General features: G+C 49.7%; 12 protein-coding genes. 5 read left to right on the forward strand and 7 right to left on the reverse strand.

From position 1 onward, the window contains the following. Window positions 1-21 precede the first annotated feature (21 nt). Both ABNN70_RS14690 and yvfG read left to right on the forward strand, forming a co-directional pair. Complete coding sequence (locus ABNN70_RS14690) at window positions 22-690, forward strand: phenylalanine--tRNA ligase beta subunit-related protein (protein ID WP_353948222.1); 669 nt, start codon at window positions 22-24, stop codon at window positions 688-690. A gap of 29 nt (window positions 691-719) precedes the next feature. Next, the gene (gene yvfG, locus ABNN70_RS14695; RefSeq protein ID WP_353948223.1) at window positions 720-962 is read left to right on the forward strand and encodes a protein YvfG; all 243 of its coding nucleotides are present in this window, start codon (window positions 720-722) and stop codon (window positions 960-962) included. A gap of 118 nt (window positions 963-1,080) precedes the next feature. On the opposite strand, the gene ABNN70_RS14700 is transcribed toward yvfG, so the two are convergent. The 4 genes from ABNN70_RS14700 to ABNN70_RS14715 form a co-directional block, all read right to left on the reverse strand. After that, entirely contained in the window at window positions 1,081-2,016 is a 936-nt protein-coding gene (locus tag ABNN70_RS14700; RefSeq protein WP_353948224.1) for a thermonuclease family protein, read from the reverse strand. Between the two features lie 88 nt (window positions 2,017-2,104). Then, window positions 2,105-2,827 (reverse strand): Crp/Fnr family transcriptional regulator, encoded by a 723-nt coding sequence (locus ABNN70_RS14705; RefSeq protein ID WP_129927963.1) that lies wholly within the window; start codon window positions 2,825-2,827, stop codon window positions 2,105-2,107. Between the two features lie 171 nt (window positions 2,828-2,998). Further along, window positions 2,999-4,249 carry a 2-oxoglutarate dehydrogenase complex dihydrolipoyllysine-residue succinyltransferase gene (gene odhB / locus ABNN70_RS14710; RefSeq protein WP_353948225.1) on the reverse strand — a complete coding sequence of 417 codons (1,251 nt, stop codon included), beginning with the start codon at window positions 4,247-4,249 and terminating at the stop codon, window positions 2,999-3,001. A gap of 17 nt (window positions 4,250-4,266) precedes the next feature. After that, window positions 4,267-7,176: a 2-oxoglutarate dehydrogenase E1 component gene (locus ABNN70_RS14715; protein ID WP_353948226.1), complete on the reverse strand. Its 2,910-nt coding sequence runs from the start codon at window positions 7,174-7,176 to the stop codon at window positions 4,267-4,269. A 395-nt stretch (window positions 7,177-7,571) separates the two neighbouring features. Between ABNN70_RS14715 and ABNN70_RS14720 the strand changes: the two genes are divergently transcribed. Then, a complete protein-coding gene (locus ABNN70_RS14720; RefSeq protein ID WP_240697209.1) occupies window positions 7,572-8,438 on the forward strand; it encodes a S1-like domain-containing RNA-binding protein in 867 nt (288 codons plus the stop codon). Between the two features lie 27 nt (window positions 8,439-8,465). Here the strand turns inward: ABNN70_RS14720 and ABNN70_RS14725 are convergent, their stop codons facing one another. From ABNN70_RS14725 to ABNN70_RS14735, 3 genes are read right to left on the reverse strand one after another with little or no spacing between them, the layout of a single operon-like run. Further along, a complete protein-coding gene (locus tag ABNN70_RS14725) occupies window positions 8,466-9,278 on the reverse strand; it encodes a metal ABC transporter permease (protein ID WP_353948227.1) in 813 nt (270 codons plus the stop codon). A 25-nt stretch (window positions 9,279-9,303) separates the two neighbouring features. Then, a complete protein-coding gene (locus tag ABNN70_RS14730) occupies window positions 9,304-10,074 on the reverse strand; it encodes an ABC transporter ATP-binding protein (RefSeq protein ID WP_129927958.1) in 771 nt (256 codons plus the stop codon). A gap of 26 nt (window positions 10,075-10,100) precedes the next feature. Continuing rightward, a complete protein-coding gene (locus tag ABNN70_RS14735) occupies window positions 10,101-11,003 on the reverse strand; it encodes a metal ABC transporter solute-binding protein (RefSeq protein WP_353948228.1) in 903 nt (300 codons plus the stop codon). Window positions 11,004-11,291: 288 nt separating this feature from the next. Between ABNN70_RS14735 and ABNN70_RS14740 the strand changes: the two genes are divergently transcribed. Both ABNN70_RS14740 and ABNN70_RS14745 read left to right on the forward strand, forming a co-directional pair. Continuing rightward, complete coding sequence (locus ABNN70_RS14740; RefSeq protein WP_353948229.1) at window positions 11,292-11,762, forward strand: RpiB/LacA/LacB family sugar-phosphate isomerase; 471 nt, start codon at window positions 11,292-11,294, stop codon at window positions 11,760-11,762. 726 nt (window positions 11,763-12,488) lie between these two features. Beyond that, on the forward strand, window positions 12,489-13,496 hold the full coding sequence (locus ABNN70_RS14745) for an acyltransferase family protein (protein ID WP_129927955.1): 1,008 nt from the start codon (window positions 12,489-12,491) through the stop codon (window positions 13,494-13,496). Window positions 13,497-13,506: the final 10 nt, after the last annotated feature.

Here is a 13,506-nt window from a genome sequence, read left to right on the forward strand (position 1 = left end):
TAAGTAAAAGGAGGCGGCGTGATGTTTCAACTATCGGTTTCTGAAGAACTTGAGCAGCGGGTCCCCGGCTTTAAGGTCGGGTGTATCCGCTACAATCATATTGTCATTTCCGAGATGCCGCCACTGATCAGCGGGCGGCTGCCTCTGTTTTACAAAAATATTCAGCTGTCTCTTGAGAACCGTCCGTTCGCTGATATCCCCGGAGTCCGAGAATGGCGGGCAATCTTTAAAAGGTGCGGAACAGATCCGTCACGGTATCGCCCGTCACAGGAAGCACTGCTCAGGAAAATAAAAAGAGACGGCGCACCGCACAGGATTCATTCGGCCGTCGACCTGAATAATTTCTTCAGTGTGCAGCACAGCATTCCTTTCGGCATCTATGACCTGAACCAGATTCACGGTCCCGTTCAAATAACCATCGGCAGCGATGATGACCAATATGACGGCTTAAATGGGAGAGTGATGCATATGGATTATAAAATTCTCTCAAAAGACAGTAAGGGCGCCTTCGGAAGCCCGATTGTCGACTCGCAGCGGACATGCGTGACAGAACGGACGACAGACGCTTTGCAGATCGCCTATCTTCGTCCTTCCATGCCTGAAGATGAAGCAAAAAAACTGACGGCCAGGGTCGCCGACATGTTCACCCAGATTCACGGCGGCGAAAACACCTGGTCCGTCATCTGCTAATGAAAAACCTGAATTGGGAGTGTCACAACATGGATTCACATCTTTTCAGTGTAGATTACTTTAAAAAGGCGCTGAAAAAACAAATTGAAAAAAACGGAAACCGGCTTACTCCTGTCCAGTCCATGAACAGCTATTACCATTCCGTCGTTTCAGCCATTATTCAGGACAAAATCAATAAGAACTTCGAACTGATTCGCCGGATACGCCATCTTGATGAAGCTTATCAGGCGGTCAACGAAGAAGTTCTTCAGAAACAACAGCAACAGCAGTAACCCGATCCGGTCTTCGGCAAAAGCCAACTCCGGATTTTTACATCCTCTGAGTCAGTAAAGCGGGCCGGGCGTCGGCGTTTCCAGGATCTGCTTTCTCTGTTCGCCTGGCTCCTCCCACTCATCTTGCGGCGCGAAATCCGGCTTTTGCTGCTGCGTCCCGGCTTTTAAAGCAGGCCTCGGCTTTCGTCACATCGTAATAGGCACTGCCCGGCATATGATAGATTTTCCCGCGGCTGGACGCGTTGCCTTTGATTGCCCCGCCGCAATTACCGGACCCGTCCGGTGCGAACTGATTTTTCCCGCCGCCGGATGACGCAGTAGAGGAACCTCCACTGTTTTGCGCCCTCTCATAAGCTTCTGTTCCCTTGACCACTTCCGGATGGTAGCCGTCGGAACGGGCATAGTCAGGAACAGACCATATGCCGAGATGTTTCGACCTGGCCTGAGCCTCCACCTGACGGTATTGATCCACGTACTTCGTATTGGGCGGGTAAACATAAGCCACCCGGGCGAGACCCCGTGAAAGCTGCTCTTCAGCAAAAGATTTCCCGTCTACATAAACATAGGCAAGCAGGCGGTTATACTTATCACGTCCTCCGTTCACCGCCACTTCAAGATGAACGGTTTTTCCCTGCAGCAGGTCTCTTGCATGCTGACTGGCTTCCGGACCGAATGGCTGGACCCCAAGCCGTGGGTGATGGGTTTCCGGCGTGTCAATCAGAAGGACACGGATCGTGGTCACCTTTTTTTCATAAATCGCCTGTAAGGTATCCCCGTCAACCACTTTAACCACTTTCGCCGGGACACCGGGCACCTTCGCCTGCCTGGAAGTTGCAGCAGAAGAGGCGTCATGAGGGTTTTTTGCTTCCGATGTGCTGCTTTCAGCCGGCTGACTCTGCGCCTCTTGGTCCCCGGACTCATTCTGCTGCACGGATGCAGCATCCGAAGACGCAGAACGGTCCGAATATGTATCCTCTGCGGCCGGTTCCGCGCAGCCTGCTAAAAGAACTAAGGAGAACAGGGCACAGAGTATGCGGTTAAACCATCTTTTCATATTGCATCACCTGAATTATTTAATCGAATGAAAGAGGAGCGACCGCCCGAAAGGGTCGCTCCTCTTCCCATTTTATCATAATTTTTTATCATAATCGGCAAATGTTCATCGGACAACGATCTTCACAGTGGCAGATGGCTTTAATATAGCCAATATCTTTAATCACGATGGAACCATGGTAATAATTAATCGCTCCATCCCGCTTCCATGCCTGAAGCATACGATTGACCGTTTCGCGTGTGGAACCGATCAGCTGCGCGAGGTCTGAATTGGTCAGACTGATCACGTAATGGATGCCGTCTTCTTTCTTCTCCCCATAGCCGTGTGCCATGCGCAGAAGCGTAGAGGCCAGCGCGCCGTTCTTTCCGTAGAAGAGCAGATCGCGCAGTTTAATCTGCGTGTATCTGTCCATCAGTCCGATCCATTTCATAAAATCGAAGCTGAGTCCCGGATTAGACAGCAGCAGCGGTTCCACATCCCTTCCTGACAGGACGCCGATCTGGCAGTCTGTCACAGCAGTTGCTGTAAAGGCATGTTCGTCATTGCCGAGGCAGGCCAGCTCGCCGAATAAGTCCCCCGGTGTGAAATAGTGAAGCACGAGGTCTCTTCCGTCAAAAGCCGATTTGTACAGTTTGACCCGGCCCGACTTCATATAGTAGAGTTTATCCGACGCATCGCCTTCCCAGTAAATGTGGGAACCCTTTCTAAACGCCGCATCCGTCATCATATTCTTCAATAGATCCAGGTTTTGTTCTGAAAACATTGCTGTATTCGTCATCTGATCCTGAACAGGATCTAAGGTTCTTTCCATTCTGATCACACCTTCAATCAAAGTTGTACCCGCCAGGTCATGGATCAGTATGCTGACGATACACCCTTTGCCCATGGAACCCTTGTTTTCATTATACAGGAAAACGTTCCACTTTTTTTGTGAAAAGTGTGACGAAAATCATACAACTTTTTTAACTGGACGGATTTGGCCTTAACCTTCAAGCAGGAGCGTTTCAGGATCCTCCAGCAGGGTTTTCACCTTAACGAGGAAACGGACCGCCTCACTGCCGTCGACAATGCGATGGTCATAGGACAGTGCAATGTACATCATGGGACGGATTTCCACTTTGTCTCCATCCGGAGTCGACACGGCCACCGGACGTTTCTTAATCCCATGCATGCCGAGAATACCTACCTGCGGTGCATTAATAATCGGTGTAGACAAGAGAGAACCGAATGTGCCGCCATTGGTTATCGTGAATGTGCCCCCCTGAAGATCACTCAGAGTCAGCTTGTTTGTCCGCGCCCTGACCGCAAGATCCTTAATTTCATGTTCAATTTCCGCAAACGTCAGCCGATCGGCATCACGGACAACCGGCACGACAAGGCCCTGATCTGTTGCAACAGCAATCCCAATATCATAAAATTTCTTAACTAAAATATCGGTGCCGCTGATTTCAGCATTCAACAGCGGGAAACTCTTCAGGGCGCCGACCACCGCCCGGGTAAAGAAGGACATAAAGCCCAGCTTGACGTCATGCGCTTTGATAAAGGCTTCTTTCCGTCTTTTGCGGATGGCCATGACGTTTGTCAGATCGACTTCATTAAATGTCGTCAGCATCGCTGCTTCATGCTGCACGGCAACCAGCCGCCCGGCAATGGTCTGACGGCGACGGGTCATTTTAATCCGTTCGACCGGTTTAGTCGGATCTTCAGCAGGCGCCGGCTTCGGTGCCGGCTTCGGTGCCGGTGCTGCCGCCTGTTTTGCCACGTCCTCTGCCCTGAGCCGGCCCAGCGGATCAGCAGTGTGAACCGCACTCAGGTCAATGCCCTTCTCACGCGCGAGTTTCCTTGCTGCAGGCGAAGCAATCGCCACATTACCACCTGCTGCAGCGGCAGGCTGAGGCGCCTGCTGTTCCTTCTTTACCGGTGCCGGTGCAGAAACTGCTGCTTCCGGTTTTGCTTCAGGCTGCGCCGGGGCTGCATTCCCGGATGGCTCCTCAGCGCCATTTTCATCCAGCAGGGCAATAACCTCGCCGACTTCAACGGTATCGTCAACGTTCTTTTCGATTTTTTTCAGAACACCGGCATGCTCCGCGCTGATCTGAATATTCACTTTATCCGTTTCAATTTCCGCGATATCGTCACCCTGATTGACCTTGTTTCCGACATCGACCAGCCATTTGACAATCGTTCCCTCTGTAATGGATTCCGCCAGTTCCGGTACTTTTACTTCAATCATCCTGATCCCCTCCCGAATCACTCTTGCCCTGCTTTTTCATTTTTATGCAATGTTTCACTGATGATCCTTTTTTGTTCCTGTTTATGGAATTTCGGTTCGCCGGTCGCCGTGCTGGAGCGGGACGGGCGGCCGATATAGCTGAGCCGGGTGCCTTTCGGCGCAATTTTCCGGATCTGCGGCTCTGCATAACTCCAGGCCCCCATATTCTTTGGTTCTTCCTGCAGCCAGACAATTTCATTCAGATTCCGGTAGCGGCTGAAATAAGCCTGCAGATCTTTCTCCGGGAATGGATACAGTTCCTCCACCCTGAGGATCTTCAACCAGTCCGGCCGGCTTGCGGAGGCTTCGATCTCGACAGAAAGGTCAACGGCTACTTTACCGCTGCACAGCGCCACACGCGTAATCCGATCTGGATCTCCAGCCGTCAGCGGATCTTCAAGCACGCTGTTAAAATGCCCTTCAGCCAGATCCTTTGGAGTAGAAGTGGCTTTCGGATGGCGCAGCAGACTCTTCGGTGTCATGATGACAAGCGGACGGACGACATCTGTATTGAGAATCGCCGCCTGCCTGCGCAGGATATGGAAGTACTGAGCCGGCGTTGTCAGGTTGGCAACCACCCAGTTGTTTTCTGCCGACAGCTGCAGAAAACGTTCCAGTCGACCGCTGGAGTGTTCCGGTCCCATCCCTTCATAGCCGTGCGGCAAAAGAAGTACCAGCCCGGACCTCTGACCCCATTTAGCACGCCCGGCCGTCACGAACTGGTCGAACATGACCTGGCCGACATTGGCAAAATCACCGAACTGTGCTTCCCAGATGACCAGAGTCTCCGGCGCAAACACATTATAGCCGTACTCGAACCCGATCACCGCAGTCTCAGAAAGCGGGCTGTTATGAATATCAAAAGTCGCTCTGACGCCTTTCAGATGATGATACGGTGAGTAGGTGGCACCCGTCTTAACATCGTGAAATACCGCATGACGCTGGGCGAATGTGCCCCTTTCTACATCCTGACCGGTAAAGCGGATCGGCGTACCGTCTTTCAGAATGGAAGCAAAAGCAAGGGATTCGCCAGTCGCCCAGTCCAGCTGGTGCCCGGGATTCAGTGCCTTTTCGCGTCGCCTGAGAATGCGCGCCAGTTTGGGATAAACATGAAAACTTTCCGGCCAGTCGAGCAGATCCTGATTCAGTGCCCGCAGCGTCTCAATCGGGACAGCTGTCCGGATATAGGTTAAAGGCTGCGCCAGCTTATCAGGAAAAGGGATTTCCTTAAGATCTTTTTCTTTATCGCGTGCAGCCTGATAAATCTTCTGAAACTTATCATTCAGGTGCTTCTGATAATCTTTCAGTTTTTCCGGATTTGCCAGCCCGTCCCTTTCCAGTTTGACCTGATAAAGCCGGGCAACCGGCAGATGCTTCTGGATCTCCTGGTACAAAACCGGCTGCGTCGCGGAAGGATCATCGGATTCGTTGTGTCCATATCGCCTGTATCCACAGAGATCAATCAGAAAATCCTTCCCAAATGTCTTTCGATATTCGAAGGCGAGCTGAATGGCTGTCAGGCAGGCCTCCGGATCGTCGGCATTGACATGAACGATCGGGATTTCATAACCCTTGGCCAGATCACTGGCATAGGCTGTGGAACGACCGTCTTCGTGGTTGGTTGTAAACCCGAGCTGGTTATTCGCAATGATATGAATCGTGCCGCCGGTATTAAATCCGCTCAGCCGGCTGAGGTTCAGCGTTTCCGCTACAATGCCTTCACCGGTAAAGGCCGCATCACCATGGATCATGATGGGGAACGCCTTGCCGGTATCCTGCTCCGGATAACCTTCTTTCAGTCGATTATCCTGAGCGGCACGGGCATATCCTTCTATGACCGGATCAACCATTTCCAGATGACTCGGGTTATTCGCCAGTGTTAATTTAACCTGAAACATGCCGTCGTCATCTGTTTCGCCCATATACTGCAACGGATATTTTTTATTGACCTCATCAATTTCTCTGGCTGCACCGAGATGATATTTCACATCTCCTGTCCAGCCGTAATTGATCCCTTTTGAGCCTTCAGAAGGCACCATGCTCTTGATCGGTGCATGGACAAATTCTGCCAGAATCTTTTCATAAGGCTTTCCGAGGATATGGGCAAGCACGCTCAGCCGACCGCGATGTGCCATACTGATCACAACCTGCCGAGATCCGTCATGTACACCAAACTGGATCAGTTTATCAAGCATTGGAACGAGAACGTCCAGTCCTTCGATGGAAAAACGTTTCTGACCGACAAACGTCTTATGAAGAAAATGCTCAAACGCTTCTACTTTAACCAGTTGCTTAAGCAGATTTATTTTTTCCCTGTCCGGAACAGGGTTTTGGAAGCGCTTACTTTCAACTGCCCGATTCAGCCAGTTCTTCTCCCGTAAATCCTGGACGTGACTGAATTCATAGGCCAGAGACCGGGAATACAGATCCCGCAGATAACCGACCACATCCAGTGCATTCCGGACGTTCGCCGGTGCTTCCGGCCAGATCACTTTTGACGGAATCGCTTTCAATTTTTTTGGTGATAAATGAAACTGAGCCAGATCCATTAAATGTGTTTCAATCACGCGCATGTCGCTGAGCGGGTTGACATGAGCGAGCAGGTGCCCGTATGCCCGGATTCTGTCGGCCAGCCGGACAGCACCTACCACCTGATCCAGATCAAATGGATCTCCGGCTCCCTCATTGTCCAGAACCGTGTGAGACGCGGCAGGAACACCGTCGATCGTTTTCGGTCTGCCCCATTTATCAAAGACGCGCCGTAAGGTCGGATCAACGGTTTCCGGATCATCAAGATACTTATCATACTGTTCATCAACATAACCGAGATTCAGACGTGAAAAACTTTGCCATGGATTTGTGCGATCTAACGTCTCATTTGCCGTCAATGCACATCGCTCCCTAAGAGTATTTGAGTCACACTTTCCCCTTGTTCGAAACATCAGCAATAATTTGACTAAACTGTGAATATCCGCTTGCAGATTTATTGTAGCATAGAGCTTCTGAAGTTTAAATTGTTACGATATTATGAAATGATGTGTTTTTGTTATCGTTTTCATGCATGATCTGTGCTGCAGCTCTTGACAATCCGCAAAAGATATTGTAACTATCGGTTCTATCTATTCTATTCCGGACATCCGGCAAAATCGCTCTGTGAATCGCCCCATTTTCATAGCAGCCGAAAAGATAACGCCTGCGTCCGAAAGCCCGGCTGACTCAGACATGGTATAATGAGACGGGTGATAGCAAAGTTTAAGAAACAGGCAGGCCCGATGAAAAGAAGGTGGACAGGTTGGAACCATTAAAAGCGGGTACGGTTGTGACACTTGACCTGGCACATAAAGCACCGTTCGGTTATTTTCTGACCGACGGCAGGCAGGAGATTCTGATGCACGCGAATGACGCCATCGAGCCGGTGGACGAACAAGCAAAACAGAAAGTCTTCCTTTATCAGGACCATCAGGGACGTCTTGCAGCGACGATGACGATTCCGAAAATCAGAATCGGCATCTATGACTGGGCACCGGTTGTCTCCGTGCATAAACGATATGGCGTATTTGTCGATATTGGCATTCATAAAGATATTCTGTTCTCAAAGGATGATCTGCCGGAATCTCTCGATGAGTGGCCACAGAAAGGAGACCGCCTGTACCTGAGTCTGATGCTGGATAAGAAAGACAGGCTGTTTGCGAAACCGGCAAATGAGTCGATCATGAACGTCATCTCGATCCCTGCTCCGGAAAGTTTCTTTAATAAAGAAACTGAAGCGACCGTGTACCGGCTGATGGCAGACGGCGCGCATTTTATTACCGAAGATGGGTATCTGGGCTTCATTCACCGGAGAGAATCCGACAGGAAGATGCGGATCGGCCGCACGTTCCATGGCCGCGTAACCGGGATAAAAGACGGGCGGATCACACTTTCCATGCTCCCGCGAAGCTTTGAGATGATTGATCAGCATGCGGCTGGCATTCTGGAGTATCTGAGGGGCCGCGGTGGGACCATGCCCTATACGGATAAAAGCCTTCCGGAAGATATCCGCAAACATTTTTCAATCAGTAAAGGTGATTTTAAAAAGGCCCTTGGAAAGCTGATGAAAGAAGGCAAATTAGTTCAAAAAGACGGGTGGAGTTATCTCGTTGAGAAGTAAAGGACCGGCAATTCTGCCGGTCCTTTTTCACTCCTGCAAGGCATTCCGTTCCGCATACAGACGTCTGAATCCGAGTCCGATAAAATACACGGCCGCTTCGAAACTCGTAATGAAGAAACTGACCGGTGCATTGGTGTAGTAACTCATGACGAGTCCGAACCAGACACCAAGTACGGCCAGAACTGACGACAGGATAATCATCCCGAAAACCGACCGGACAAAACAGCGGGCCGCTGCTGCCGGAACGGTCATCAGGGCGAAAACAAGCAGTGCCCCGATGATCTGCACCGTGACACTGACAGCCACCGACAGAAGCAGCAGAAAGCCGACGGAAATCAGCCGGATCGGAAGGCCCGCCGCTTCTGCCCCCGTCTGATCAAAGGAATCAAACTTCAGCCAGCGGTACCCCAGGGCAATCAGCAGCAGGACAATAAACGACAGCACGGCGATCTCCCGCACATCCCGGACATTGATCCCAATCACACTGCCAAACAGAATGCTGGTCGTAAAGTTTGCCTGCTTATTGGATAAAGAAAGAAAAAGAATACCCAGCCCGAGAAATAGGCTCAGAATCACACTGATTGACGCATCGCGGCGGAACATCCGCACCCCCATCTGACCGATGAACAACGCGCTGATCATGGTAAAAAGCAGAAGCCCGCTCAGCGGGCTGATTCCGATTAGTACAGCAAATGCCGCGCCGGCAAAACCGATGTGCGAAAAGGTATGCGTAATAAATGACAAATTGCGGGCGATGACAAAAACACCGATTGCACCACACATCAGGGCGACGAGTGTCCCCGCAACAAAGGCATGCTGCATAAAATCATATTGAAACATAAATCCATCCTCCGGGAAAACGAGATTAATAGATACGATCGGTCAGTTGGCCGGCTTCTCTCTCTCTGAACAGTCCTGACTTTTCCGGCTTTTCTTCATCCGTCGCATGGTACAGCCAATCGCGGGCCTTCCCGCCAAGTACTTCATTCACACTGCCGATTTCATAGTGGCCGCGCGACATGAACAGAACCTGATCAGCATATTCATGGACCATATGCAGATCATGACAGATAAACAGAACGGCAATACCCTGATTTTTACATAATCGACGAACCAGCTGCATCATCTGTTCCTGGGCATTCGGATCAAGATTAGCCGTTGATTCGTCGAGCATCAGGAAATCCGGATGGCGAACCAGGGCCTGAGCAATAAAAAGGCGCTGCCGCTCACCACCGGACAGCCTCCCAACCGATTTTTTGGCCAGATGAATCGATTCGGTCATCATCATCGCTTTTTTTACCGTCAGGCGCTCTTTAGCTGAAAGCCAGGGGATGAAGCGTGACGACAGACCGAGAGAAACAAAGTCCTTCGCTGAAATCGGCGTTTCTTCATCGATCATCCGTGACTGAGGGACGTAGCCGATCGCTGCATTTCTCCTGTTATCATGGAGTTTTACCGTTCCCTCCCGGGGTTTAATCATCCCGATGATGGTTTTCAGCAGGGTGGACTTTCCGGCTCCGTTCGGACCAATAATCGCCAGCAGTTCACCACCTGACACCTGAAAAGACAAATGATCAAGAATCGTTTCGCCACCGAACCCGACCGTCAGATCCTTCACCTGCAATTGACCGCTCACACAGATCTCCTCCTCTCGTTCACGCTTTATTTCTGGGCCTTTTCTACCTGTTTTAATATATCCAGCATCCACATTTTATAATCTTTTCCGTCAGGGAGCGTCTCCGTAACCTCCACAACAGGGAGATCATTTCGCTTTGCCAGGGCAACCATCTTTTCAACGGTCGGGCTCATCTCCTGAATATTGCTGACGAAAAAGGCGATCCGCTTTTCTTCCATATCTTTTCTCATCTTTGTGATGTCCTGCGGAGAAGGATCTGTTCCTTTTTCCACCGCCTGCTTAAAGTGACTGTTACTGATCCTGTAACCCAGAGCTTCGAGCATATAGTCAAAAACAGGCTCCGAAACATCGACACGCTGACCGGATGTTTTTTCACTCAGCTGATGCACCAGATCCCGCACAGGCCGAATGTCCTGCTGATATGCCTGGGCATTCTTTTTAAAAACATCTGCATGATCCGGATCAATGTCTGACAGAACAGATGCAAGGTAATCCGCCAGTTTCGGCATGGTCTCCGGATCGTACCAGACATGTTCATTATCACCGTTCTTCTTCTTCAGGATATCCTCTGCTACACGTATGATTTTCTTATCACGGCTTCCGGATTCTACCAGCTCATCCATCCAGCCGTCATAACCGACACCATTATAAAGAACGACAGAAGCTCCATCCACTTTTCGTGCAACATCCGGTGTAATTTCAAAATCATGCGGGTCGACGCTCGCATGATGGATAATCGATGTAACATGAACATAATCACCGCCGACTGCTTTTGCTACTTCACCATAGAAATCCTCTGCGGCGACAATGTGTATTCGGGAGTCCGACCCGCCGGATCCGGCACGTCCGCTCCCGCAACCTGCGAGTAAACCCGTGAATAGAATCAGTACACTGCACAAAAGCACAGACTTTCCCGCTAAGCTCCGCATGCTTCTCCTCCTGATCCTCTGTCTGGAAATGGTTAAAACGTAATTATTACGATTTACTGTACACTAAATGGTAATGTTTTCGATTTACTTTGTCAAGCCTATGCCTTGAATCTTTTCTTCATACTTTAAGAAGGTATAAAATTTTTTTGCAGAAAAGAGGTTCAGAAAAAACCAGGTCCCTGGGGACATCTGGCTTTCTACAGAAGGCATGCATCAGCAGGACGAGCCGCAGGATGATATGATAGAAAAGAAAAATCAGGAATGAATAACATACTGGAGGCATGAACAGTGAAAATTGCCATGGCAAGTGATCATGCAGGATTTGAATTGAAAGGGGAAATTAAAGAATGGCTGGAAAGTCAGGGCCACGAAGTCACTGACTTTGGAACAGGCAGCAAGGCATCCTGTGATCTGCCCGATTACGTTTATCCGGCTTCACTCGCGGTTGCCCGCGGAGAAGCAGAACGCGGCATCTTCGTAGACGGCGTGGGCTACGGGAGTGCACTGATTGCAAACCGGATATATGGCCTGACGGCAGCTGTCTGCCAGGATCCGTTCTGTGCAAAACTTGCCCGCCAGCATACGGACAGCAATGTTCTCTGCCTTGGCGGTAAAATTATCGGTTCCGGCATTGCCCTTGACATCGTCAATGTGTGGATGCATACCGATCCGATAACCGATGTGGAAAAATATGTCCGACGCGTGAAAAAAGTGAAAGCCATCTCCGAAAAGCATCTGAAGAAACTATCTGAAATCTGATCAGGGGCATAGAAAAGCGGAGCATCAGCTCATTGAACGGGCTGATGCTCCGCTTTTTCACGCTAAATGTTGATTTTACCCTTCATGAATTTGAGCGTAAGGCGCAAGACTCCTGCCGGGTCAGCAAGTCAGGCGAAGAGAACGGATTACCCGGCGCCTGACTGAATACGCCACATAACAGAAGGCTTCTGTATCGTCACCGGATCAGATACAGCACGCGCTTTCCCCGATCTGACTGAACTCCTCTTTTTGCAGTCAAAGCTCATGAAAATCTGATAAATGCAACTGTTTTACTTCTCTTTTCTTTCCTTTTCTAATGTGCTATAACATAGTTTGCTTCTTAGTTTTCTCTTCATCTGATCGCACGAAACGCGCCTTCTGAAAGAGAACATAAGGGGCTTTTTAATCTCATTAAAAGCGATGAAAATATTTAGTGAAACTTCAATTAATGGAGGTGTTTCGGGCACACAGGACGTGCTCATGCAGGCGTTACGACAGAACGCCTGCATTTTAACCCGCACGCATCTCCCGCTGATTGTCAGTTGAACTCATGGGGCTGCAGCAAGCGTGATCATAACGTTTGCAGGCGATTCACAGTCCGTTAACCTGTAACAGTTATTACAAATACATTGCACAATATTTATCACTTGATTACAAGACTTACACCTGAATACCTGCATACGAAACTCTATTCATATCAGGGAAAAAAGGAGAGAAAATTGCACGATGTCAAAGAAAAGAAGCAGTTATTTTGACAATGCAAAGTTTTTTCTGATTCTGCTTGTCGTTTTTGGTCACAGTCTGACTCAATTGAAATCAAATATATCGGTAGTGGATTCGCTGTACACGTTCATTTTTATCTTCCACATGCCTGCATTTATCCTGATCTCAGGCTTCTTTTCAAAGCATTTTAATAAACCTGGGTATGTCCGCCATGTGGCAAGACATACGCTGATTCCCTACTTTATCTTTCAGTTACTCTACTCCATTTTTTATTACGCGACGGGCTACGAAGACCACTTCACTTTCAGTCTCGTGACGCCGCACTGGACACTCTGGTTTCTCATCAGTATGCTTTTCTGGAAACTGATGGTGATCCCCTTCTCACGTCTCGGCCGATTCGGTCTGCCCGTCGCCGTACTGGTCGGTATCAGTGCCGGGTTTTTTGACGGGATCGGTACGGAATTCAGTGCCTCCCGTACGCTGGCGTTCTTCCCGTTCTTTTATCTCGGCTATCTGCTGAAGTCGGAAAATTTCAGAGCACTGCTTCGTTTCAGATGGAGCAGACCTCTGGGTGTACTGACTCTGGCCGCCCTTTACGCAGCCACACATTTTGTTTTTCCAAAAGCGCTTCAGGACTGGGTGCTGTTTGATTCCTCTTATCATACATTTGGCTTCTCCGCGCTCAGTGGCGGACTGACACGGTTGTCCATGTACGGCATTACCTGCATCGCCATTCTTGCTTTCATGATGCTGATCCCGCGGAGAAAGATGTCGTTCACCCCTCTCGGGAAGAATACCCTGTACATCTACCTGCTTCATGGATTCTTTATTAAACTCGTGGTCCTGCTGCCTGTATATGAAAAAATCAAAGATCTTTATCAATACGGATTCCTGTTTCTTGCCTCGGTCGCGCTCTGCTATTTTCTTGCAAGCCGGCCGGTACGCCTGTTTACAGAACCGCTTGTCGAGACCCGAATCCCACGATTATCCCGATTTCCGGCCCGAATGTGACCCGGCTTTT

The sequence above is a fragment of the Sporolactobacillus sp. Y61 genome, assembly GCF_040529185.1.
GTDB lineage: Bacteria > Bacillota > Bacilli > Bacillales > Sporolactobacillaceae > Sporolactobacillus.